Source organism: Curtobacterium sp. VKM Ac-1376 (genome assembly GCF_015351025.1).
GTDB lineage: Bacteria > Actinomycetota > Actinomycetes > Actinomycetales > Microbacteriaceae > Curtobacterium.
On record NZ_JADKRV010000010.1, the window covers coordinates 1 to 23,381 of the forward strand.

The window sequence follows — 23,381 nt, forward strand, 5'->3', positions numbered from 1 at the left end:
CACGGTGTTCCAGCCTCGACCCCATCTGCAACACTCCGATTCACGATGGTGTTGCAACGACCAGCTGAACCCAAGGATCGCTTACCGGTCACCTTTCGACTTGCGGAGGCCAAAGCGCCACAACCACACCCCGGCACCGATCCACAGGACGCCCAATGCCATGTTGAGCAGCACCAGCAGCAGGTCCACGTCGGCGCGCGTGAGACGCAGGATCGACGTCGAGACGAAGACGACGCCGAAGACGAGGGCGACGGAGCCCAGCACCTTCGCGCTCACTACGTCCATGTCGCGAACCTACCGCTTGAGACCGTCTCGGTGGCCGATCAATCAGCGGACAGCATTTGGCTTTGGCCCACGCGCCAACACGCGACGATTCGTCGGTAACGTAGCGTCGGCGTGCAGACCGTCGGATACGACGACGCGACACGCAAATCTCGAGCGTCGTAGTGGGGGAAACGTGGCACGTGTTCGGCAGCAAAGCAGTGATCTGGCAGGTATCGCTCGCCATGGGCGGATCCGCACTCGTGGAGTGGCGGGGTTCGTCGTGCGCACGACCGCGGCAGTGGCAGCGGTGGCGTTGATCGGTGCCGGGTCCGTGACTGCGATCGCTACCTGGCAGGTGCTCCAAGGGGCGCGGCCATCGGTGTCGCTGGCGATGCCGGGCACGACCAGCAAGAAGGCGCCGACGCTGACCGCGCAGTCCGGCGAAGTAAACATGCTCCTGGTCGCCACCGACACCCGGGACGGCCAAGGAACCGGATTCGATGACGAAGCCAACCGGGCAGCGAGTTCCGGTGTCGGGAACAACGACACCACGATCCTCGTCCACATCTCCCAGGACCACAGCAACATGGCTGTGGTCAGCTTCCCCCGCGATCTCATCCTCCCCATCCCGGCATGCACGAACGACACGGGGTCTGTCACCCCCGCCTCGCCGGCAGCGATGCTCAACACGGCGCTCTCCCGCGGCGGCGAAAAGCACGGCCTGGCGTGCGTGGCAAACACGATCGGCTCGCTCACCGGACTGCAGATCGGCTACGCCGGGATGATCACCTTCGACGGTGTCGTCGCGATGGCCGACGCCGTCGGCGGCGTAAAGGTCTGCCTCGCCACCCCGATCAAGGACAACAACGTCACTCCCGCGCTCGACCTCGCTGCCGGGAACCGCGAGCTCTCCGGGGCCCAAGCAGCAGCGTTCTTGCGCTCCCGGCACGGTGTCGGGGACTCCAGCGACCTGGGCCGGATCAGCAACCAACAGACCTTCATGTCCGCCCTCGCACGGCAGACCGTCTCCGCAGGCACTCTCACGAACCCTGCCAAGGTGCTGCGGCTAGCGAACACGGCGTTCAAACACATGACGCTCTCCGACACCCTCACCGACGCCCCGACCCTCGCGCGTCTCGCGCTCGCGGTGAACACCGTTGGGCTATCGAACATGGTCTTCGTTCAGTACCCCGTGACCGACGACCCCGACGACACCAACCGTGTCATCGTTGCGGACTACCCCGCCGGGCTGCTCAACACCGCGCTCCAAACAAACAAGCCCGTCGTCCTCGCAGCCGACAGCCTCGGCCGCTCCGCGGTCCGCGACCCCAGCGCGCCGACGCCCACAGCACCAACGACGACACGTTCCGCAGCGCAACCGAGCGAACCTGCGCAACCCGCATCCACCGGGACCCCGGCACCCGCTGCGACGTCGGCCGCACCCTTGCCCGCATCAGTGTCCGGACAAAGTGCCGACACCGAGACATGCGCCGCCAAGAGGTGAGAGGCCCAGCGATTCAATAGACCATCCTTGGGTTCAGCTGGTCATTGCAACACCACTGAGACGGTCTTGCAGGGCGAGGGACGTGTCCGACAGCCGAAGCGTGGCTGCCTCGCTGTCGAGGCATGCGAAGTGCCGTCAGCCGTTGGAGGCTGGACAGGGACCACCCTCGCGGTCTACGTTCCTACTTATGACCACTCCGGACGCGTTGGCGGACTTCCTTAGTCTGGTTGCTGATGTCGACGTGCCACGTCTGGGCTGGCCGACGTCTCTGCTGCCCCCAGACGGCGTCCACGTTGAAGCTTTCGAACGAGGCTCGAGCCTGAGCATCTTCGCGTCCTCCGAGGGCGCGGAAGCGGGTGCCCGACTCGACCTCATCACGCGAGAAGTCGTGGTCACCTCCAGCGGCATGGACGAAGTGCAGGAGCGAACCCTCCGTCGCCTCGTGCTGAGCTACGTCGCGGATCGGAACGCATTCGACGAACAGTGCGGCATCGAAACCCATCCCGCACCGCCCGACCGTGGTGAGGACGACCCGGACAGGTGGACATCGATGCAACTCCTCGCGGCAGTAACGGAAGGCTCCTGGTACCCGCCAGCACCTGCACGAAAGAGACCCGCAGACTGGGCGGAGTTCTTCGCCCGAACCGAGGAATTCAACCGCGAGTTTCGGAGGCCCCACGCCGTGGCCACAGCTCCGCGTCCAGTCCCGCCTCAAGCCGGGCAATCGTCTGCAGGTCCGGCCACGCCTGACCCGCCAGGACCCGCTGGAGAGTGACATGGCCGATGCCCGCGTCAGCGGCGACCGCGCGGAGACTGCGTCCCGCCATCGCGTCACGGAGATTGACGACGAACTGGCGGGCGACTTCACCAAACGGGTCACGGGACCGAACGCTCGGCCACGGAGCATCAGCGAGGTCCACCGGCAGCGCACGCATCGGTCGACCCATGCGTTCAGCGTAGAGGGCAACGGGCACGGGCGGGAGAAGTGGCATGGCTGAAGCACCCCGGCCGTATCGACCACAACTACCCGCGAAGGACTGGAACGTCATCGCACCGTACGTCCGTGGCGTCGTCGCCCGCGCAGAGCCGCTCGTCACGTATAGCGCCCGAGAGCTATATCCAGCCGTCACCCGGCTCGCCCACTTCACGCGGACCGAATACGCACCCCTCGACGACGCATCCGTCTTCGACCCGTACATGGTGAACCGGTTCATCACGCACCATCTCGCCGCCTACAACCGCGCCAGCCGGAACACGATCCGTGCCCGGCTCCGACGCGTCTCCGAAGCGCTCCTCGGCGACGACGCCGTCGGGAAGTTCAAAACGCTCGGGAAAGCGGATGCCGTCACGCCGTACAGCGTCGCCGAACAGGCATCACTTGAGAGCTGGTCGCGGACGCAGACGTCAGAAGAGCGGCGTACCTCGGCCGCGGCGCTGTTGGCGCTTGGCTTCGGCGCCGGCCTCACCGGGGCGGAGATCATCCGCCAGCGACTCGAGGACATCTCCGAATCAGGCGCCACGCTGATCGTTCAGGTTGCAGGCGAGAACGAACGCGACGTGCCGGTGCTTCAGGAGTGGGACGAGGGCCTGCGTGCACGGCTTCAGTTCATGGACCGCGAAGGATGGGCGTTCCGGACCGACCAGCGTGGCAGCAACATCAACCTCATCACCGACTTCGTCTCACGCACCGGGCCCGAAGTGCCGCTGCAGACCCGCCGGATGCGAGCGACGTGGCTCGTCGGACACCTCAACCGGGCGACACCCTTGAAGGCGCTGCTGCGGATCGCCGGGCTGCAATCAGCTGAAGCACTCGACCGGGTGCTGCCCTTCGCAGACGACGGGTCAGCACGCTAGAGGCCCCTGACGGGTTCACGCTCCGATTCGTTCGGCCCTGTTCTGGCTTCCGTTCGTCGACGGATGCTGCTCTCCCAGCGACCGACATCGCTCGCGAGCGCGACTCCGAGGAGGGTTGCGCCGACGGTGAAAATGATGACGCCCATGGGGCTCCAATCTGTTCGAATGGAGCAGATGCGGCGAATCAGGCGTCGGACTGCAACGTGGCGAGGAGATGCGCGAGTAGCCCGTTTGTCATGACGACAGATAGAGCGCCGATGAAGAGGGCAACCCATCCAACCCATCCGGGCACCGTCCATCGGCTCGCCCAGTACAGCAGACGCCAGAGCGGACGCCCGAAGGCCCCCGCTGTTATGTAGACGGCGGTGATGCTCGCCATGCAATAGAAGACGGACACCACTGCGATCGCGAGCGCCATGCAAGCGCCTGCAGCCTGATAGAGGACCGTCCCAAACGAGGCGCCGCCCGACGCGAACACGCCGTGCGCGAGAAGGTCGGTGACCGCGTTGCCATCGAATGCCGGGTGTACCAGCGAGACGCCGTCGTACAGACCGACTGCGACCAAGGCGACGGAGACGAGGAACCTCCATGCAGTCGCTCGACCCTCGACGACCTCTTTCCACCAGAGTGCGGCGAAGGACAGCGTGACAGTCGCGAGCATTCCCAGTGTGGCCAGGACGACGACGACGGCGACGGTGTCGCGATGCCGTGCGTACAACTGCACGAGGACGACGACGACAACGCCGACGATGAAGAGGTTGGCGGGTGGATTCCCCTCCGTTTGGTTCCGAGCGGATCCGCTGGCGAATGCTCGGCGGAGCCACGACCAGACCCGCCAATCGGTGAGCGTGTTCGCGTCCTGAAACGCTGCGCCCATCGAGATCGCCGTGGGGGTGTCGCGTCTGGTGCCGAGCGGCCCGAATGCGGTCCCCGTTGCGAGACCGACGATGAACGCGGTTAGCGCGATGATGCCGCCGGGAACACTTGTGACGAGGAGCTGCACGGATCAGCGTCGCTGTCCGCGCCGGCCGATGCGGCGAGCTCGAGCGTTCTGAATCGCCGGTGTGAGGACGGCGGTCGCGACTGTGATGGCGACCGCTTGCACGATGTCCCAGAGGTGCTCACCGACGAAGGTAAAGATGAGAACTGCCACGAATTGCTTTCTTGCTTGAGATTCAGTTGGACCGTTGATCGGTGGAAGGACGCGTGCCCGAGCGCGAGGGGGGCGAGCGCTCAAGCACTGTCCGCCTGCCTGAACCCGTCAGGCGGTCTTGGCGCGTCCTCGAAGGAAGAGCGCGATTGCGACCGCTGCGGCGATGCAGATGCCGCCGTTGACCCAGATGGCGGTCGTGACCCCGGCGAGGACTCCTTGGGCTTGCGGTGCCGCACTCGCCAGCGCCACCGCAGTGAACACGGCGCTCATGATCGGGGTCCCCATCGTGATGCCGACCTGCTGGCTCATGGTCGTCAAACCTGTCGCCATGCCCTGCTCACCCTCCGGGAGACCGGAGGTTGCGGTCACCATGAACCCGACGATCACGACAAGGTTCGCTACTCCCCCGATGAACGTCGCGACGAGCACCAACCAGATCGATGACGCGGCATCGCTGATGAGGACCAGAGGCAGTGTCGCCGCGCCCTGCCCGATGAATCCGCCGACGATGGCTGCCTTGTTCCCGAATCGGCCGATGATCCGGGGACCGACGAGGCCGCCGACGACGGTGCCGATTCCGAGTACCGCGAACGAGAGCCCTGCGGCGAGGGGCGTGTACCCGAGGACCTTCTGCAGGTACAGCGTCAACAAGAACACCAATGACGTCTCCGTCACGAAGGCGAGCATGCCGGCGAGGTTGCCCCACGACACGCTCGAGCGCCGGAGGATGCTGAGTGGGACCAGTGGGAACGCGGCTCGCCGTTCGATGAACGCGAACGCGACGAGCAGGACGACGGCGGCAGCGAACGAGAGCAGCACGACCGGATCGGTCCACGATGTCTCTGCGGCGGTGGTGAGCCCGAAGACGAGTGCGAGCAGTCCGAAGGTCACGGTGATGGCGCCGGGCACATCCAGGCGCGTGCGCTCGGCGGCGCGGCTGTTCTTCAGGACCATGGGCGCGAGGATCAGGACGCCGATGGCGACGGGCACGTTGATCAGGAATGCCCACCGCCACGACAGCAGGTCGGTGAGGAGTCCGCCGAGGATCGCGCCGGTGGTGAACCCGGCGGCCATCAGCGATCCGTTCAACCCGAGTGCTTTGTCACGTGCGGGGCCTTCGGGGAAGGCGCTGAGCAGCAGGGCGAGCGCAGCCGGGACAACGATCGCGGTGGCGAATCCCTGTGCGACGCGTGCGACCAGGAGAAGCTCGGGGGTGGTGGCCAGGCCACCGGCGAGCGAGCCGGCGCCGAGGAGCACCATGCCGATGAGGAACATACGTCGGCGTCCGGCGATGTCCGCCACTCGCCCCATCAGAAGGGTGAAGCCTGCGGCGCAGAGCGCGAACGCGGTCGCGATCCATTGCAGGTTTTCGAGAGCGAAGCCGACGTCCGCGCCGATGGTCGGCAGCGCGACGTTCAGGATGGAGAAGTCGACGGCGAGCGTGAAGCTGGCGGTGAGGAGAACGATGAGCGCGACGCGCTGCCTGCCGGTCATCGCACGATCCGGGGTGGACGTGGGTGTCGCAACGGTGGTCGCGAGGTCTGATGCATGTTCCGTGGTCACGGTGGCCCTTCGATCGTGTGCGAGCGGATCGGATCCGCGTTGACGGTGGCGTGCTGCAACTCTCGCGATGCGGCGATCGAACAGCCACACCCCGGCGTGCCTGTCACTGCCAGGGACAGGACAGATCGGTCTAGGGGCCTCACAATGAGGAGATGAACGGTCCGAACGAACTGGGGAACTTCCTTCGCGTCCGTCGCGCCGCCCTGCAGCCCGAGGATGTCGGGTTGCAGGGCTACGGCGTGCGCCGCGTCCCGGGGCTCCGCCGCGAAGAGCTCGCCATGCTCGCCGGCGTCAGCCCGACTTACTACTCGAGGCTTGAGCAGGGATTGAGCACGAATGCGTCGGAGGCGGTGATCGCTTCTATCGCGCGTGCGTTGAACCTCAACGGTGACGAACGTGCGCACCTGTTCAACCTCGCCCGTCCCGAGCACTCGGCGCCGAAACGGAAGTCGGCGTCGAAACCGGACCACGCACGCGCGGGCACGATCCGCTTGATCACGTCGCTCGCTGCAACGCCGGCTGTCATCATCGGCAAGCGCAGTGAGGTGCTCGGATGGAACGCGCTCGGTCATCGACTCGTTGCGGGGCACCTCGACTTCGAGAGCCCAGAACGGATCAGCGACCGGCCGAACATGACCCGCATGCTGTTCCTCGATGCGCACACCCGCGAGCTGTACACCCGCCGGCAGGAGGAGGCGGTCCGTGCTGTGTCGTCGCTCCGTGTGCTCGGCGGGAAGAGCCCCGAGGACGGCGAGCTGACTGCGCTCGTCGGGGAGCTGACGGTGAAGAGTCCGGAGTTCGGGAAGCTGTGGGCGAAGCACCCGGTGGAGAACTGTGTGTCCGGCGCGAAGTCGTTCCGGCACCCTGAGGTCGGTGACTTCGACTTGAACTTCGAGGTGCTCACCCCGCCGGACGATTCCGGCCACCGGGTGCTCATGTACACCCCGGATTCCGGATCCTCCGCAGCCGGAGCGCTCGAGCTCCTCGGCCGTGGTGTGGAGGACCGCGTCACGAGCCCGACGGCCACGGCCCGCTGAATCATCACGGGAGAAGGCCCGACCCCGAGTGGGGTCGGGCCTTCTCTTCGCGCTCAGACAGTCGGAGCGACGACGACCGCCTCCGCAGTCGGCAGCACCTTGCGGCGTGGCCTGGCGAATCGGTCCATCATCGGCTTCTCGACGAGCGCGTAGAGCGCCCATCCGCCGACGAGTGTCAACCCGAAGAAGCCCGCGATGACCAGCACGGCGACCGGGGTTGAGAACGTTGCGTTGTGCATCATCTGACGGACCCAGAAGATGACGACGCCTTGGCAGAGGTAGAACCCGAACGATGTATCACCGAGCCACTGCATGGGCCGGGACTGCAGGAACGTCGGCCTCCCGGCTGCGTCGCCCGCTGCCGCCGTCGCGATGAGCATCGCGATAGGAACGATCGTGGCGACGTTGAACGTCCACACGAACGGCACCACGTTCGCGACGCCGTACCCGGCGGCGCAGGCAAGCAGGGCATGCCACATGCGGATCGCGGGCCACCGGTGCTCCATGACGATGCGGGCGAGTATGGACCCGAGGATGAATTCGAAGAGGCGGGACGGCGGGAAGATGTAGCCGAACCAGAACTGGAACGATGACACCGGGGTCAGCGCCGACTTCGGGCTGTCTGGTACGACGGTGAGGTTGATGACCTGCACGAGAATCATGCCGGCCACCATCATCGCCGCCCAGAACCAGAGCCGGTTCCCCGGTATCTTCCGGAGGCCGAGGATGATCAGCGGGAAGAGCATGTAGAACAGCAGCTCGCTGCACAGCGTCCACGACGGTGGGTTCACGGCGACGTTCACAGCACCATCCGGCGAGTACGAGTTCAGCAGGAAGAAGTTCAGCACCACGGCGTGTACGGGGGTGATCGTGGCGGCGAACAGCACCATGGCGAGGAGCCACATGACGAGGTGGTTCGGGAAGATCTTCATGATCCGCCGACGCCAGAACGACGTCATCTTCTCTCCTGGCTTCGCCGCCCAGGCGAGAAGGAACCCGCTGAGGACGAAGAAGAACGACACCCCGATGTAACCGGTGGTGATGAAGATCCTCTCCGCGGCGTCCGCGACCTGTTTGTCCGCGAAGAGGTTGATCGGATCGTTCGGCGGAATCGGCGATGCCGAGAGGGTCATATGGAACCCGAAGACCAGGAGCGCGGCGAAGAACCGCAGGCCGGTCAGCGACGGCAGCTTCGGCTGCCGTTTGATGGTGGGCGCCTCAATGGTCATCGGTTCCCGTCCTTTCGGGCGGGCAGCTGGACGCCGAGGCTGTGGGTGAAGTAGTTCGTCGGATCCCATTCCTGCTTCGCGCGCTGCAGGCGGGGATAGTTGCCCTTGTAGTAGAGGGTCGACCACGGGACGCCGGAGCGGTTCCGTTTCGGGTCCGCCATGTCGACGTCCGGATAGTTGATGTAGCAGCCGTCCATCTGGTCGCCCGGGACCGGGACGCCGCCGGTGTTCGGGAACAGCCCCTCGAAGGTCTCGCGTTCCCAGCCGAGGTAGAACGCGTCATCCTTTTCGTCCTGCCAGAAGGTCTGCAGGCAGATCTTGAAGATCGTGTCGCGCTGCGCATTGGCTGTGGCGTCCTCGGCGACGGCGTTCACCTGGCCGCCGAAGGAGAAGACGACCATCATCGTGTCCGGGTTGGTGAAGTCGGTCCGCGTCATCTGCTTCCACATCACACGCAGCTGCTGACTCGTGAAGCCCTTCTTGAAGTACGCGCTCTTGTGGGCGCCGCGACTGGTGGGGTTGGTGATGGTGGGGTTGTTGGTGCCAACTGTTCGTGTCGCCTGCATCCACGAGATCTGCTGCGTTTCGTAGAAGTCCGGGAGTGCAGGGAGCTCACCGCTGGGAGCGGTCATCGGCTCCGAGCTGACATCGACGCCGTCGGTGATGGCAGCGATGAATCGGTGCAGCACACCGGCGGCATCCGGCGCATCCGCGTCGATCTGGGTGAACATGCCGAGGCTTCCGTGCGCACGGTGGTTGAGGTTGAACAGGCTCGACAGGTTCGACTCGGGCGTGCCGGGGCCGCTGTAGCGTTCGTGCCAGGTGTTCCAGTTCGTCATGAGCTTCCGGAACGCGGTTTCGTCGACCTGTTCCCATGGGAACGACAGGGCGCTGACGAGTACCCGGGAAGGTGCTTTCACGAGCAGGTCCGCTGGGTTCGTCCCGATCGCGCCGGGCGAGCGGAACCAGTACTTGGTGACGATGCCGAAGTTTCCACCACCACCGCCGGTGTGTGCCCACCACAGGTCGCGGAGGGCGCCCTTGGACTCGCGTGTGGCGATGTGCGTCGAGACCTTCTTGTGCTCGTCGACGGTGACGACCTCGACGGCGTACAGGTGATCGACGACGAGGCCGTGCGCTCGGGTGAGGAGACCGTACCCGCCGCCTGCGATGTGACCGCCGGCACCGACGCTGTAGCAGATGCCGCCGGGGATGGTGACGCCCCATCCCTTGAAGAGCTTCTCGTACACGTTCAGCAGCCGTGCGCCGGGCTCGACGGCGAAGGCGCGCATCTTCTGGTCGTAGTACACATCGGTCATCGTGGAGAGGTCGAGGATGACCTCGACCTCGGGGTTGCAGACGAAGTCGGCGAAGCAGTGACCGCCGCTGCGCACGGAGACCTTCTTGCCCGCGGCGACCGCTGTCCGGACGGCGGCTTCTGCGTCCTTCGGCGATCCGATCAGACGCACGTAGTCGGGCTTCGCGACGAAGCGGACGTTGTTGCCGGTCATCATGTCGAGGTAGCGGGAGTCGCCCGGGGTGATGACGGTGCCGGTCGGGGCGAGAGCGTTCCGCGCTGCGGTGGCGGCATCCGAGGCGAATGCGGTGAGCGGGTTCGCGTTCTCGAGCGCGACCATAGCGCCGGCCGCGGCGGTTCCAGCGGAGCCGAACAGGAACGTTCGGCGGCCGACGTTGCTCTTCGGGGGCGCCTTGTCGGTGTTGGTGGTCGTCGGCATCGCTCAGCCTTCCTGAGGGGTGAGGTTGCGGTGGAGGGTGATCTCGGCCTTCGGTGCGACGAAGTAGTGCGGCACTGAGTACGAGATGGTGGCGAAGTCGTCGACGCCGCGGTTGCCGAAGTCGCCGGCGACGATTCGGGCGACCGATTCGTTGGAGACCTTCCACTTCACGAACAACCCCTTCTCGAGGTCGACGGCCTTGTAGTAGTAGGCGCCTTGCCAGGGTTCGGGTCCGCGGAGGCCGATGAGGAACTCGTCGTCGCCGTCTCCGTCGAAGTCTCGGCACATGACGGTGTGGCCGGGTCCTTCACCGTTCTCGTTCGGGTCGCCGTAGATGTCGAGGAGGTGCCGCTGCCATGTCGACGCTTCGGCGTCGCCGGTGGTCCGGGTGTAAACGGCGACCGTGTTGCCGTGGAACGGTTCGATCGCGGCGACGTATGCCAGCGGGTCGTCACCGATTCGGCCACCGTCGACGTCGCCGGAACCCTTGAAGGTGGTCTGTTCGAACTGGCTCGCCTCGCCGTCTCCGATGTGTTCCCAGGCGAAGTGCCCGGACGGCTCGTCGTAGTAGAGCCAGGTCACGCCTTCGTCTGATGCCATGAGGATCGAGTCCAGCGCGGAGCCGGGGATCAGTCCGGGTTTGTTAGCGACGCCGTGGATCATCCGGAAGTCGGTGCGGCTGATGACTTCTGCGTCCCACTCTTGCGTGGCGTCGTCGGGTTGGGTGAAGAGCGTGACGGGGAGGACGGCGTGGACGTCCTCGACGGCGACGATGGGGAACCCGATGATCTGCATGCGGTCAGCGCGGGAGAAGTGACCGACGCGGAGGCGGTGCATGCCGGTGGCTCGGCCCACGTAGTGGCGTTTCCAATTCTCGGTGCTGACGGCTGGGTCGCCGGGGTTTTCGAGCCAGTCGATCTTGCCGCCCTCGCCGTCGGCGTGGTGGATGGTTCCGCCGGGGCCGTAGAGCTGGTAGCAGACGACCAGGTCGGGCAGACCGTTGCCGGTGATGTCACCGGTCCCGGCTCCGACGGGCTCCTTGATTTTGTCGACGATGAGGTGCTTCTCCCATGTCGGCGACTTGTACCAGTAGATCTCGCCCACGGTCAGGCCGTAGCCGATGAGGTCGAGGTTTCCGTCACCGTCGACGTCGGCTGCTTCCAGCCAGTAGCCGTCGCGGAGGAAGTCCGTGACGGTCTCGGAGTCGAAGGTCGGTGCGGTGATCGGCAGCGTGCGTGCTGCCGTTTCGCGGATGGTGTTGATGGTCATTGGCGTGCCTTCCTGGTCAGGAGGGGATGGTGGCGGTGAGGGGTTCCGCGGACGCTGACGCGGTTATCCGACGGCGATGTGCGGAGGCGGCGGCCGCCATGAGGATGAGGGCAGTCATGGCGAGGGAAGCGCCGACGATGATCGGTGATCGGTAGCCGAGCCCGGCGGTGATGGTGAGACCGCCGAGCCATGCTCCGATGGCGTTTCCCGCGTTGAATGCGGAGATGTTGACGCCGGATGCGAGCGTGGGTGCTGCGGCCGCAAACTCGAGGACGCGCATCTGCATGCCGGGAACGGAAGCGAAGCCCACGGCGCCGAGGAGGAACAGTGCTGTGCCTGCACCCCAGGCGTTTCCGACGACGGCTGCGAAGCCGATGAGGACGACGGTGAGCGTACTGAGCAGCACGAGGAGTGTGCGGTCGAGCTGCCGGTCAGCGGCGCGACCGCCGAGCAGGTTGCCGACGAAGAGTCCGCTGCCGAACAAGACGAGCATCCACGGGATTGCCGTCTCCGGGAAGCCGGCGAGGTCGGTGAGGATCGGCGCGATGTAGGTGAACGTGCCGAACATCGCGCCGAAGCCGAAGACCGTGACGAGGATCGACAACCACACTTGCCCGTTGCGGAACGCGGCGAGCTCCCGGCGGAGCTGCCCGGTCGGCCGATGCTCCGCCGGCTGTGTCGGGATGAAGGCCAGGAGCCCGACAAGTGCGACCACTCCGATCCCGGTGATGGTCCAGAATGTCGACCGCCATCCGTAGGCCTGCCCGAGGAAAGTACCGAGCGGGACGCCGAGCACGTTCGCGACCGTCAGACCGAGGAACATGACCGATATCGCTTGTGCTTTCCGGTTCGCCGGCACGAGCGATGCGGCGAGGACCGAACCGATGCCGAAGAAGGCGCCGTGGCAGAGCGCCGCGACGATCCGACCGAGGAGCATCGCTCCGTATCCGCTGGCGACAGCAGAGAGGAGGTTGCCGACGATGAAGAGCACCATCAAGCCGCAAAGCACTGTCTTCGGCCGCATGGACGCGGTCGCGGCGGTGACGAAGACCCCACCGAACGCGACACTGATCGCGTAGCCGGATACGAGGTACCCGGCCTGCGGGATGGTGACGGAGAAGTCGTCCGCGACCTCGGGGAGCAACCCGAGGATGACGAATTCGGTGAGTCCGATGCCGAAGCCGCCGAGGGCGAGGGCGATCAGCCCGGCAGGCGGCCTCGTCCGCGCTTCGCTCATGCCAGCGACGGCACGACGTCAGCGCCGGGAACGAACGGCATGACCGCCGGGCCCATGCCGAAGAAGTTCGCGATTGCGGCGACCGTGCGGTCGGTGGCGCGTCCGTCGCCGTAGGGGTTGATGGCGGTCGACATCTCCGTGTAGGCGTCGGGGTCATTCAGGAGGCGCTGCACTTCGGCGACGATCTGTCCGCGGTGTCGGCTGACGAGACGTGAAGACCCGGTGAGGATCGACTCGCTCCGTTCCGTGATCTCGCGGAGGACGAGGGTGGGCTTGCCGAGGGCGGGGCCCTCTTCCTCGGCGCCGGAGCTGTCGGAGAGGATGATGTCGCTGCGGCGGAGGAGCCGGCAGAAGGACAGGTACGGCAGCGGGTCGACGAGGTCGACGTTGTCGATGCCGGACAGCACTGGGAGCATCACGGACCGGACCTTCGGGTTCAGGTGCAGCGGCACGACGATTCGGACGTCGTCGCGGGTGGCGATGTCTGCGAGGGCCTCGGCGATCTCCTGCATCGGCTGACCGTGGCTCTCTCGTCGGTGAGTCGTCGCGAGGATGACTCGGCGCGGATCCGTGTCGAGGTCCTCCAGCCGCGGGTCGCCGTAGGAGCGCAGGTTCTGCATGCCCCACGCGAGCGCATCGACGATCGTGTTGCCGGTGACCGTGATCGCGCTTTCCTTGACGCCTTCACGGATGAGGTTCGCGTGATTGCCCGGCGTCGGCGCGAGGTGGAGGGCCGCGATCTGGCCGACCAGCTTCCGGTTGGCTTCCTCAGGGAACGGGGATGCGTTGTTGCCGGACCGTAGACCCGCCTCGACGTGGATGACGGGTACTTGTGCGTGCAGTCCGGCGAGGGCGCCGGCAAGGGTCGTGGCGGTGTCGCCGTGCACGAGGACTGCGTCGAGGCCGGCAAGGTGCTCGCCCGCGCAAAGTCCCTCGAGGATGCGGTGGGTGACCTCGGAGAGGGTCTGCCCGTCTTTCATGATGGCGAGGTCGACGTCGGGGACGATGCCGAACTCTTCAAGGGTGCTCGTGAGCATCTCCCGGTGCTGCCCGGTGGAGATGAGCACGGTCCGAAAACGCTCGTCGTCGCGGAGAGCGTGGATGAGCGGTGCGTACTTGACGGCTTCGGGTCGGGTGCCGAAAACGATTCCGATGGTCTTCATGGTGGTGCTCCTGCCTGTTTCGGGGACGCCGAAGGAACCGGTGACGGACCGGTTGGCGTCGGTGATGGTGGGAGTGCTGGAGCTCAGGCCGCGTGGTACTCGAGTGCGAGCCAGATGCAGTCGGTGTCTGCCCGGTACTGGTGCCACGGGTAGGTGAACGTGCCGTCCACGTCGATGCAGAACGGGATCGGGTTCGTAGTACCGGGGCTGAGCTGCTGGTCTTCGTACAGCGCCGTGTAGGTCTTCTCGTCGAACTTCTGCATCCGGCCGAGCCCGCTGACTTGCGTGTGCACCTCGATGAACGGGTGCAGGTTGTGGATGCCGCAGTCGGTGCCGGCGGGGCTGAACCAGAGATTCGCCTTCACGGTGAACGGTTCCGGCGCCGACGGCAGCGCCGGCTGACGGAGCACGGTGCGCCGGTCGATGACGATGGTTCCGATGGTCTCTTGCGGGGACTTCAACAGGACCGGTCCGCCGTCGCCGTAGAAGTCCTGCCAGCCGAGATCCCGGGCGCGCTGTTCCTGATCACCCTCGGACTGCATGGTGATGGCGAGGAGAAGCTCACCGGTGACCGTCCCGTTGACGAGGATGGTCGAACTCATCGGCGGCAATGGGGCGAGCTGGGCCGTGCCGGTGAAGGCGTCGGTTTGAGCGAGGTTGACGACGACGGTTCGTCCGGTGATCGGGAACTCGACCGTGTCGCGGAGGATCACGGCGGATGCGAGTTCGCTGTCGAAGTTCAGTTTCTCTGCGGTGGTGATGCTCATGCCGACCCCCTGAGTCGTTGACCGTCAGATGAGGGCACCCCTGTAGAACCCCCACTCTGAACAGGAAAACTGCGGGATGAGGAAGTCGGTTGACTGACCGTGTGGCACTTCCTCGTCCCGCAGTGAGGCAATAACAACAGTTGCTCAGGATCGCTATCCACTCCCTGACAGTGACAGGCTGCCGACGGCGGGTTGCTTGACTGAGTCCAGATTGAAGCGCTACGACGCGCGCGTTGCATCGTGCATCAAACCTCGGCCGCAGTGAGACGTAAAAAGTCCGTTTCCGCCAGGTGACGAACGAGTGCCAGGCGGACGCCGTCGAAATTCACTTCGTGCACCCCGACACGCCCGGGGTGCGCCTGTCGAAGGCGGAAAACCCGCATACGCGTCTACCTCGTGGCAACCAGGTCCAAGTGATCCCTGATCGGCCATTTTCGTGGAACCGCTTCGATAACGAGCCCTCGCTGGCCAGCCGATCTCACACTCCAGATCCCGCCTGAGGCGTCGCCCCGCGCATAGCAGCGGCATGACCGATCACCCCCCTCAGACCCCTTCCGCTCCGACTCGGCCTGTAGCACACTCTGTTCCTAACACGGAACGAGACTCGCCGGAGATTCGGGAGGCGCTGATGAAGTACCGCCCCGTCAACGTCCTGCCCGCCGACTGGAACCGTGTGAAGGACTTCTGCCGGCAGGCTGTCCTCACCTACGGGCCGGTGAACGCGAAGGTCGCCGGAGAGATGCTCTCAACGGTGACACTCTTCGTCCTCTGGGCGACGCGTGAAGAGTACGCACCGCTCGACTACGAAGGCATCTTCCACCCCGCACTCATGGGTCGGTACCTGCGCAGCCGCGTCAGCAACAAAAACTCAAGCGCCTACAAGTCCCTTCACTCACGGCTCTTCCGCATCGCCAGCGCCGTCGCTGACGTCGACCACAACCGGAAGAAGCGCGGCCGGTTCGCCGTCCCCGTGCACGAGTACACCGCCGGAGAGCTCGCCGATTTGGAGAGCTGGGCCGCTACCCAGAGGACCGACATCCGCCGCCGCCGGGCTTACACGGTCCTCGCACTGATGGGCGGCGCAGGCCTCTGGACGAAGGAAGCACTCGGCGTCACCGGTGCCGACATCCTCGGCGATAGCAACGGGTACTCCATCCGCATTGCCGGCAGGAACCCTCGCGTCGTGCCCGTCTTGTCGGACTTCGCCGGATACCTCGAGAGAGTCATCGGACACCTCCGCGACGACGAGTTCGTGCTCTTCCACCGTGGGACCCCAGAGAGTCGCGCAGTCTCTCTCCGAACCTTGTACCGAGGTGCGCATCCGTCCCCGAACCCGCAGTGGTTCCGAGACACGTGGATGCTTCGTCAGCTGCGCGCGCTCCCCGCCAGCATCGTGATGCAGGCCGCAGGGATGCCCGACGTGACCACGCTCCGCCGCTACCTCCCGAACGCCTCAATGCCCTACGAGGAGTGGGAGTCCGCACTTCGCAACCCCGCCGCCTACGGCAGTGACAGCTGGATGGCCGCTTACGCAGAGCTCCGCGACGACGCCGAGACGTTCAACACGAAGTTGGGGCACGAGGCCAAGCCCGGGCGCCAGCCCGTTCCGCGGGACCGAACCGCCGGAGGCACGTACAAGCGGCGGGCCCCCGGCGGACTCTCGGCGCTGACGGCCGACGAACTGCGTGCCCAGGCAATCGAGACGGACAGCACCGCCTTCCCCGCAGGCACCCCTGCCGCTCCGTTCGAGACCACGAAGGCGCCAGAGCAGAACGACGCCAGCGAAGTGGAAGCGGCCGATGGTCACCTCGACATGGACGAGACACTGCCGCGACCTCGTGAGCGTCTTGAAGCCGACTGGATTCCGCAGCGTCCGCGCAACGAGTCCCCGAGCACTGTTGAACCGCCGAAGAGCCTGTACCTCCCGGCGCTACCAGAGGTGCTCGCCGAACGAGTCACGGACGACGAGCCGACCTCGGCAGCATCCGAGTTCAGTGCGCTGCGCGAAGCGCTCGTCGCCGATGCTCGCCGCACCCGACGTGGTGGCAAGCGATGAGCACCGCGATGTCCAACACCTGGGACAGCACCGTCGCGACGACGTTCGACCTGCTGCGAACGGTCGGTGAAGGCAGCTTGACCGAGCAGGAAATCGCCGCAGGTCCGGGTCCGATGACACCCATCGACGCTGACCTCGCACAGACATGGCTCAACCGAGTCATTCAGTCCCGTGTCCTCCCGCCGCTTGGGCAATGGCGGCTCCGCAACCGGGAACGGACCGGGAAGCGAGCCGGCGGTCCACCACCAGCCATCAACGACGCGGTCATCCTCACCATCGCGCTCATCCTCGTCATGGAACACTCGTCCGTCCGTGTCCAGGACATGGGACGTGCGCTGCAGCACCGGCTCACCCCAGAAGCCCGCGAAGTGCTCGGCATCGACCACCTCTACGACAACCCATTCCGGAACTGGTACTTCATCGCGCACCGAGCCATCCACCGTGTCATCGCCACCTGGGACCCCTACATCACCAACGACGGGGCGGAGCGGAACCAGTGGCGCGCGATGACCTACCAAGAACGCATCGCCTGGGAGGACGCCGTCGACCCGGCGTTCGTCGCGGAGATGACTGCCCGCGCGGAATGGTTCATGAACGCTCTCATCGAGATGTCCGTGCAGCAGCAGGCTCGCAAACACCGGCGGAAGAAGACCGCGATGACCATCGACCAGAGCGCGGTCAAGGCCGGCGCGGTCATGGCCCGATGGAAGCGGGACCCGAACACGGGCAAAGAAATCCCGATGACCAACCAACTGGACCCGACGACGGACAAGCCAGAGTCACGTCGTGTCCGGGCGCTCGAAGCGGACTGGGTGACGAAGAAGAAGGGCGCGAAGAAGCGCAACGCGGACCAAGAGGAACGCATCTCCCGCATCAAGTGGGAGCTGGGCTACATGGCGAACATCATCATCGATGTTCTCGAGAACCCGTCCGCTGACAAGAGGCAGCACGCGCCGCAGCTCATCCGCGCCATCAGTCTCGGCACCCCGAACAAGCGCATCGGCGGTCACGCCATCTCCCTGCTGGACTCGTTGCAGGCCCGCGGGTACGAACTGACTCGTCTGAGCTTCGACCGCGGATACTCGCAACTCAAGGACGAGTTCCACGAACAGCTCGTCGCGCGCGGCATCCCCGTCGTGAAGGACTACATCGACCGGCAGAAGGGCATCACCAACGGCGCCATCGGCAACTCAGTCATGGTCGAAGGACGGTACTACTGCCCGTCCACGCCCATGGAACTACTGCAGTCAACTGAGCTCTGGGAACAGGGCAAGCTCACGAACGAGGAGTACTGGGCCGCTCGGAAGAAGCTGGAGAAGTACGAGCTGCATCTTCACGAGAAGAAGGACAACGGCACCCTCCGCCTCAGCTGCCCCGCGTCAGGCCCGTCGCCGACAGCGGTCTGCCCGCTCCGAGAGCTGCAGAAGAACGCCGTCCCCATCGAGGAAGGGGACCGTGTCAGCATCCAGCTGTCGAACATCACCGACCGTCAAAAGGACTACAAGGTCTGCTGCCAGAAGTCCGTGTCGGTAAAGCCGACCACGCACGTGCAGCAGCGGCAGAAACTCCGCTACGGCAGCAAGGAATGGTTCGAAACGTACCGCGCCGACCGCAACAGCAGCGAATCGACCAACGACCTACTGCAGAAGGACCACAACCTCGAAGACACCCTCCGTCGCCCCATGCACGGTCTCGCCGCGCAGCAGTTCGCGCTCGCGCTCTTCGCAGTCGCATCGAACATGCGGCGCATCATCAAGTTCGAACACGAAACCCTCGTGATGGAACGACGTGTGGCCGCCGGCCGTGCACCGAAGCCGCGGAAGCAGGCAGGCGAATACCTCGACCGCGCCCGCGACCGCAACGGGGAAACCCGGTACATGCGGAACCCACCGCCACGCAAACTCGTCCCATGGGAGCCGCTGGAGTTACCACCAGTGCCCGCGTAGCGGGCTGACCCGCACCGGCACCGCCGGCAGAACCACATAACACCACCCGCACACCCCGACGCTCCGTCGCGCCTTCAACCAGCGGCTGAGCGTCCGGGGTGCTTTGGCGCGCCCGAAAACGGGCCGCAGAGGCGTCGAGTTGAGCCTGCGCGCGCCAAGATCCTGCGGCGAGCGCCCAAACGCGGCGCGGAACAGCGCCAGAGAACCAGAAGAGCCCCCGGCCGAAGCCGGGGGCTCTTCTATTGGGTCAGACCTGCAAACGCTGGAGACCAGACTTGCAATCAACCCTGTGGCGGTACCGGTGGGATTTGAACCCACGGTGGAGTTGCCCCCACACATGTTTTCGAGACATGATCCTTCGGCCGCTCGGACACGGTACCGGGAAAGAGTTTACACGATCCGGGAGGCCCGTGATGACACCCCGGGTCGGCTCGCCGTCCACAGGCGGTCACCTCCGGGGCTCTTCCCACACCCACAGGTCCGCCTCGTCTCCGGCAAGATCGACGGGCGTACCGTCCACGCCATGAGATCCCGCACGCTCATCGCACTCCTCACCTCGGTCCTGGGCAGCCTCGGCGTCGTCGGTGCCGCAGCCGTCGGTGCCCGCGCCGGTGTGAAGGGCCAGCGGGCGGCGGCGCAACGGGTCGTCGACATGCTGCCGACCCATGCCGACTGGTGGCGGGAGCGCCAGCAGCACGAGGGCCAGCTGCTCTACGTGGCCATCGGGGACTCGGCGGCGCAGGGCGTCGGCGCCACCGCACCCGGTCGTGGGTACGTGGGCCTGCTCGCCCGTCGCATCCGGCACCGTTCGCGCACGTCGGTCCGGGTGGTGAACCTGAGCGTCTCCGGTTCGACGACGTGGGGCGCGAAGCGTGACCAGCTGCCGAAGCTCCGGCACTACTCGCCCGACGTCTGCACCGTGTCGATCGGCGCGAACGACATCGCTGACTTCGACCCGGACAAGTTCGAGCGCAACGTCCGCGCGATCTACGGCGCTGTGCCATCGCACGCCGTGGTGGCCGAGCTGCCGTGCATGTTCGTGCCGGACCGAGAGCGCAAGGTGGCGGTGGCGAACGAGATCGTGCACCGCGTGGCCGACGAGTTCGGGTTGACCGTCGCGCCGCTGCACACGATCACGAAGCGGGTCGGGATCCGCCGGACGTTCTTCAACAGCTACGGTGACCTGTTCCACCCGAACGACCGCGGCTACGAGATCTGGGCGAGCGCCTTCGAGCCCGCGGTCGACGCCCGCGTCGACACGGTGGCGGCGATCCGGCACTACCTCTCCGCGCAAGAGGCGGAGACGCTCGGGCGCGAGGCCGGCGCCGTGGCGACCGCCCGCTCCGAGCAGGACACCGACGGCGCCGAGGCACTCGAGCACACGTCCCGCCAGGGTCCGGGCCCGGTCGAGCGGCTGCGCCACCGGATGACCGGGTCGATCGCGCTCCCCCACGAGCGCGACGAGCCGGACGAGCCGGACGACCGCGCCGGTGATGTCGGCCGTACGGCCTAGCCTCGACGACATGGCGCGCCCGCAGTCCCTCTACCGTTGCACCGAGTGCGGCTGGACCAGCATCAAGTGGGTCGGCCGCTGCGGCGAGTGCCAGACGTGGGGCACGGTCGAAGACTCTTCTGCTGCATCAGCGAGCACCCGCGGCACGGCGGCGGTGGCCGTGACCGGTGCCAGGGCCGCACGGCCGATCACCGAGGCCCGCGGCACGTCGGTCCAGCGCTGGCAGACCGGCATCGGCGAGTTCGACCGCGTGCTCGGCGGCGGGGTGGTGCCGGGTGCCGCGGTCCTGCTGAGCGGCGAGCCCGGTGTCGGCAAGTCGACCCTGCTGCTCGAGGTCGCCTCGCGCGCGGCAGCCGCCGGCAAGCGCGTCCTCTACGTCAGCGCCGAAGAGTCCGTCGACCAGGTCCGGCTCCGTGCCGAGCGCACCGGGGCGATGCACGACGACCTGTACCTGGCGAGCGAGGTCGACCTCGGCGTCATCATCGGCCAGATCGACCAGGTCCAGCCCGACCTGCTCATCGCCGATTCCGTGCAGACGATCTCGTCGAGCTCGATCGACGGCATCGCCGGTGGCACGTCCCAGGTGCGCGAGGTCGCCTCGACCCTGATCCGCATCGCGAAGGACCGTGCCCTGCCCGTCCTCATCGTCGGCCACGTCACGAAGGACGGCACGATCGCCGGCCCGCGACTGCTCGAGCACCTGGTCGACGTCGTCTGCCACTTCGAGGGCGACCGGCAGACCGCGCTGCGCTTCGTCCGGGCGCTCAAGAACCGCTTCGGCCCCACGGACGAGGTCGGCTGCTTCGACATGGGCGGCGACGGCATCCACGAGGTCCCGGACCCGAGCGGCCTCTTCATGTCGAAGAACACCACACCGGTGTCCGGCACCTGCGTCACCGTGGCGCTCGAGGGGCGTCGAGCGCTCCCGGTCGAGGTACAGGCCCTCATCGTGCCGAGTTCGGCGCCGCAGCCCCGACGGGTCGTGAACGGTGTCGATGCCTCGCGCGTGGCGATGCTGCTCGCGGTGCTCGAGCGCCGCGCCGGCCTGAAGCTCTCGGACGCTGACGTCTACGTGTCCACGGTGGGCGGGATGAAGCTCACCGAGCCCGGCGCCGACCTGGCGATCGCGCTGGCACTCGCGAGCGCAGCACGTGATCGCCCGTACCCGCACACCCTCGCGGCGGTGGGTGAGATCAGCCTCGCGGGCGAGATCCGACCTGCCACGGGCACGAAGCAGCGCGTGAGCGAAGCCACCCGCCTCGGGTTCACGACCGTGCTCGGGTCAGACTCCGGGCATCTGCGCGAAGCCCTGCGCGTGGTGTTCTCGATGACGCAGTCCGCCCGAGAACGCGAGCTCGACCGCGCCTTCTGATCGCCTATGCGCGCAAAGCGGCCAGCAGGTCCTCCGGCGTGGCTTGCATGGTGTGCGGCCCGGCGATGTCGAAGAACACGCCCTCGAGCATGTCGAGGTGGGCGGCCAGGAACTCCTCGAGCCGCGGCCCGTCGTAGACCATGACCTGCCGGATCTTCTCGTCCGGCACCATCGCCGTGTACGCGTCGGCCGACGAGAACAGCAGCAGGATGCGCTTGTCCGACCCCTCGCGGCCGAACACCCGCACCTGCATGTCCTTCTTCCCGGTGACGAGTCGGGGGACGATCACGATGTCGTGGCGGAGCGCGAACGCCACCGCAGCGACGTCCTGCTTCGCGAGGGCTTCCTCGAGCTGTTCGCTCCGGAATCGCTGTTCCTTGTCTGCCATCAGCTCAATTCCACCAGATTTTCGTCGATCCGTGCCGCACGGGTAGCCAGTCGGCCCAGAGCACGCTAGCCTGATGAGACCGCTTCGGCGGCGCTCAACGTCCGGGCGAGGTGGTTTGCCCCTCAACCGGGCCCCAGGGTCACTGGCCGAAAGGCCTGACCCCGAACCCGTCCCGCCGGCACCTGCCCGCGTGGCGCATTACCCCCGTCGACGTACGTCGGGGTCTCCGTCGGTGCAATCGCACCATGGCGGAAGCAAGAAAGCTAAGGAAACGCCATCATGGCATCTACCGGTACCGTCAAGTGGTTCAACAACGAAAAGGGCTTCGGCTTCATCGCCCCGGACGACGGCAGCGCTGACGTCTTCGCGCACTTCTCTGCGATTGCTGGCAACGGCTACAAGTCGCTCGAGGAGAACCAGAAGGTGGAGTTCGACATCACCGAGGGCCGCAAGGGCCCGCAGGCGGAGAACATCACCGTCCTCGGCTGATCACATCAGCTTGAACAGGCCCCGTCGTCTTCGGACGACGGGGCCTGTTGCTGTTCCCGGCCGAACGGACCGGAACCACGCAGCCGCAACCGGCACGCCGCGCCGACCGACTACTGCAGGATGAACTGCACCGAGCGCTTCGACTCCAGGTTCCCGACCCCCACCTGCAGGTGGTAGCTGGCTCCCCCGGCGGTGACCGCGGGCCGTGACGAGTCGCACGTCGACGTGGACGAGCGGGTCCGGTCCCAGGCGATCGCGGGGGTCGTCAGCGTCTGACCGGCCTTGATCGTGACGTCCTGGTTCGTGCCACCGGTCTGGCAGTCCTTCGACGACCAGTACTGCTCCTCGCCCGAGCTGATGGTCAGCACCTGCTGCGCCGACCCGAGGTCCAGGTGGCAGGAGTTCGTGCCGGAGTTCTTGATCGACATCGCGATCTCCGGGTCCTCGGTGGGCCCGTAGGCCTGCTTGTCGAGCACGGGGGTCAGGACGATCTGGTCCTTCGTGCAGGTCGATCCTCCGGCGGCAGCGGACTTCGAAGCCGAAGCTGAAGCAGAGGCGGACGGCTTCGGCGCATCGGACCCCGGAGAACCAGAACCAGCAGCCGAACCAGCACCAGCAGACGCCGACGAAGTCGGCGCCGCGGACGTCGCCCCGCTTCCTCGCCCGACGACGATGAGCACGACGACGAGCACGATGATCGTGAGCACCCCGAGCACGAGGACCCGACGCCGCCAGTAGACGACCGGCTTCTCGGGCCCGACGGGGTGACGCAACGACGACATGCGGACAGGGTAGACAACGCCACGAGTCGCGAGCGGCAACCCCGCCGGGCACGACGAGA

Annotated in this window: 22 protein-coding genes and 1 tRNA gene; 9 read left to right on the forward strand and 14 right to left on the reverse strand. The window is 66.2% G+C overall.

The window, feature by feature from the left end; all coding sequences use genetic code 11:
• Positions 1-81: 81 nt before the first annotated feature.
• Positions 82-285, reverse strand: a complete 204-nt coding sequence (locus ITJ56_RS12215; protein WP_194630890.1) for a hypothetical protein — start codon at positions 283-285, stop codon at positions 82-84.
• Here ITJ56_RS12215 and ITJ56_RS12220 point away from each other — a divergent pair.
• The gene (locus tag ITJ56_RS12220) at positions 284-1,768 is read left to right on the forward strand and encodes an LCP family protein (RefSeq protein ID WP_194630891.1); all 1,485 of its coding nucleotides are present in this window, start codon (positions 284-286) and stop codon (positions 1,766-1,768) included. The genes ITJ56_RS12215 and ITJ56_RS12220 overlap by 2 nt on opposite strands.
• 653 nt (positions 1,769-2,421) lie before the next feature.
• On the opposite strand, the gene ITJ56_RS19125 is transcribed toward ITJ56_RS12220, so the two are convergent.
• Positions 2,422-2,595: a helix-turn-helix domain-containing protein gene (locus ITJ56_RS19125; RefSeq protein WP_375342381.1), complete on the reverse strand. Its 174-nt coding sequence runs from the start codon at positions 2,593-2,595 to the stop codon at positions 2,422-2,424.
• Here ITJ56_RS19125 and ITJ56_RS12225 point away from each other — a divergent pair.
• Both ITJ56_RS12225 and ITJ56_RS12230 read left to right on the forward strand, forming a co-directional pair.
• Positions 2,545-2,766, forward strand: coding sequence for a hypothetical protein (locus ITJ56_RS12225; RefSeq protein ID WP_194630892.1), 222 nt, complete (start codon positions 2,545-2,547; stop codon positions 2,764-2,766). The genes ITJ56_RS19125 and ITJ56_RS12225 overlap by 51 nt on opposite strands.
• A 199-nt stretch (positions 2,767-2,965) precedes the next feature.
• Entirely contained in the window at positions 2,966-3,622 is a 657-nt protein-coding gene (locus ITJ56_RS12230; protein WP_194630893.1) for a hypothetical protein, read from the forward strand.
• Positions 3,623-3,806: 184 nt separating this feature from the next.
• Here ITJ56_RS12230 and ITJ56_RS12235 read toward each other — a convergent pair whose 3' ends face one another.
• The 3 genes from ITJ56_RS12235 to ITJ56_RS12245 all read right to left on the reverse strand — a co-directional run bounded on the left by ITJ56_RS12235 (position 3,807) and on the right by ITJ56_RS12245 (position 6,269).
• A complete protein-coding gene (locus ITJ56_RS12235; RefSeq protein WP_194630894.1) occupies positions 3,807-4,625 on the reverse strand; it encodes a hypothetical protein in 819 nt (272 codons plus the stop codon).
• Positions 4,626-4,628: 3 nt separating this feature from the next.
• On the reverse strand, positions 4,629-4,775 hold the full coding sequence (locus tag ITJ56_RS12240) for a hypothetical protein (RefSeq protein ID WP_194630895.1): 147 nt from the start codon (positions 4,773-4,775) through the stop codon (positions 4,629-4,631).
• Positions 4,776-4,883: 108 nt separating this feature from the next.
• Positions 4,884-6,269: an MFS transporter gene (locus ITJ56_RS12245; RefSeq protein ID WP_194630896.1), complete on the reverse strand. Its 1,386-nt coding sequence runs from the start codon at positions 6,267-6,269 to the stop codon at positions 4,884-4,886.
• Positions 6,270-6,490: 221 nt separating this feature from the next.
• On the opposite strand from ITJ56_RS12245, the gene ITJ56_RS12250 reads away from it, so the two are divergent.
• The gene (locus ITJ56_RS12250; protein WP_194630897.1) at positions 6,491-7,375 is read left to right on the forward strand and encodes a helix-turn-helix transcriptional regulator; all 885 of its coding nucleotides are present in this window, start codon (positions 6,491-6,493) and stop codon (positions 7,373-7,375) included.
• A 53-nt stretch (positions 7,376-7,428) separates the two neighbouring features.
• Here ITJ56_RS12250 and ITJ56_RS12255 read toward each other — a convergent pair whose 3' ends face one another.
• From ITJ56_RS12255 to ITJ56_RS12280, 6 genes are all read right to left on the reverse strand, one after another.
• Positions 7,429-8,604: an acyltransferase family protein gene (locus tag ITJ56_RS12255; protein ID WP_194630898.1), complete on the reverse strand. Its 1,176-nt coding sequence runs from the start codon at positions 8,602-8,604 to the stop codon at positions 7,429-7,431.
• Positions 8,601-10,340: an FAD-dependent oxidoreductase gene (locus ITJ56_RS12260; RefSeq protein WP_194630899.1), complete on the reverse strand. Its 1,740-nt coding sequence runs from the start codon at positions 10,338-10,340 to the stop codon at positions 8,601-8,603. The genes ITJ56_RS12255 and ITJ56_RS12260 overlap by 4 nt, the downstream gene beginning before the upstream one ends.
• Before the next feature lie 3 nt (positions 10,341-10,343).
• On the reverse strand, positions 10,344-11,609 hold the full coding sequence (locus ITJ56_RS12265; RefSeq protein ID WP_194630900.1) for an FG-GAP repeat domain-containing protein: 1,266 nt from the start codon (positions 11,607-11,609) through the stop codon (positions 10,344-10,346).
• 16 nt (positions 11,610-11,625) lie between these two features.
• Positions 11,626-12,846, reverse strand: coding sequence for an MFS transporter (locus tag ITJ56_RS12270; protein WP_194630901.1), 1,221 nt, complete (start codon positions 12,844-12,846; stop codon positions 11,626-11,628).
• Complete coding sequence (gene wecB, locus ITJ56_RS12275) at positions 12,843-14,009, reverse strand: non-hydrolyzing UDP-N-acetylglucosamine 2-epimerase (protein ID WP_194630902.1); 1,167 nt, start codon at positions 14,007-14,009, stop codon at positions 12,843-12,845. The genes ITJ56_RS12270 and wecB overlap by 4 nt, the downstream gene beginning before the upstream one ends.
• Before the next feature lie 83 nt (positions 14,010-14,092).
• Positions 14,093-14,776, reverse strand: a complete 684-nt coding sequence (locus ITJ56_RS12280) for a hypothetical protein (RefSeq protein WP_194630903.1) — start codon at positions 14,774-14,776, stop codon at positions 14,093-14,095.
• Positions 14,777-15,404: 628 nt separating this feature from the next.
• On the opposite strand from ITJ56_RS12280, the gene ITJ56_RS12285 reads away from it, so the two are divergent.
• Together ITJ56_RS12285 and ITJ56_RS12290 are read left to right on the forward strand one after the other, a co-directional pair.
• Positions 15,405-16,832 carry a site-specific integrase gene (locus ITJ56_RS12285; protein WP_194630904.1) on the forward strand — a complete coding sequence of 476 codons (1,428 nt, stop codon included), beginning with the start codon at positions 15,405-15,407 and terminating at the stop codon, positions 16,830-16,832.
• 8 nt (positions 16,833-16,840) lie between these two features.
• A complete protein-coding gene (locus ITJ56_RS12290; protein ID WP_228517747.1) occupies positions 16,841-18,778 on the forward strand; it encodes a hypothetical protein in 1,938 nt (645 codons plus the stop codon).
• 290 nt (positions 18,779-19,068) lie between these two features.
• Here the strand turns inward: ITJ56_RS12290 and ITJ56_RS12295 are convergent.
• A tRNA-Ser gene (locus ITJ56_RS12295) sits at positions 19,069-19,158 on the reverse strand.
• Positions 19,159-19,301: 143 nt separating this feature from the next.
• On the opposite strand from ITJ56_RS12295, the gene ITJ56_RS12300 reads away from it, so the two are divergent.
• Both ITJ56_RS12300 and radA read left to right on the forward strand, forming a co-directional pair.
• On the forward strand, positions 19,302-20,291 hold the full coding sequence (locus ITJ56_RS12300; protein WP_228517748.1) for an SGNH/GDSL hydrolase family protein: 990 nt from the start codon (positions 19,302-19,304) through the stop codon (positions 20,289-20,291).
• A 10-nt stretch (positions 20,292-20,301) separates the two neighbouring features.
• Positions 20,302-21,663, forward strand: coding sequence for a DNA repair protein RadA (gene radA, locus ITJ56_RS12305; protein ID WP_194630906.1), 1,362 nt, complete (start codon positions 20,302-20,304; stop codon positions 21,661-21,663).
• Between the two features lie 4 nt (positions 21,664-21,667).
• On the opposite strand, the gene ITJ56_RS12310 is transcribed toward radA, so the two are convergent.
• On the reverse strand, positions 21,668-22,051 hold the full coding sequence (locus tag ITJ56_RS12310) for an SseB family protein (protein WP_194630907.1): 384 nt from the start codon (positions 22,049-22,051) through the stop codon (positions 21,668-21,670).
• A 279-nt stretch (positions 22,052-22,330) separates the two neighbouring features.
• Here ITJ56_RS12310 and ITJ56_RS12315 point away from each other — a divergent pair, with 279 nt between their 5' ends.
• Positions 22,331-22,540: a cold-shock protein gene (locus ITJ56_RS12315; protein ID WP_017887662.1), complete on the forward strand. Its 210-nt coding sequence runs from the start codon at positions 22,331-22,333 to the stop codon at positions 22,538-22,540.
• A gap of 110 nt (positions 22,541-22,650) precedes the next feature.
• Here the strand turns inward: ITJ56_RS12315 and ITJ56_RS12320 are convergent, their stop codons facing one another.
• Complete coding sequence (locus ITJ56_RS12320) at positions 22,651-23,322, reverse strand: hypothetical protein (protein ID WP_194630908.1); 672 nt, start codon at positions 23,320-23,322, stop codon at positions 22,651-22,653.
• Positions 23,323-23,381 lie beyond the last annotated feature (59 nt).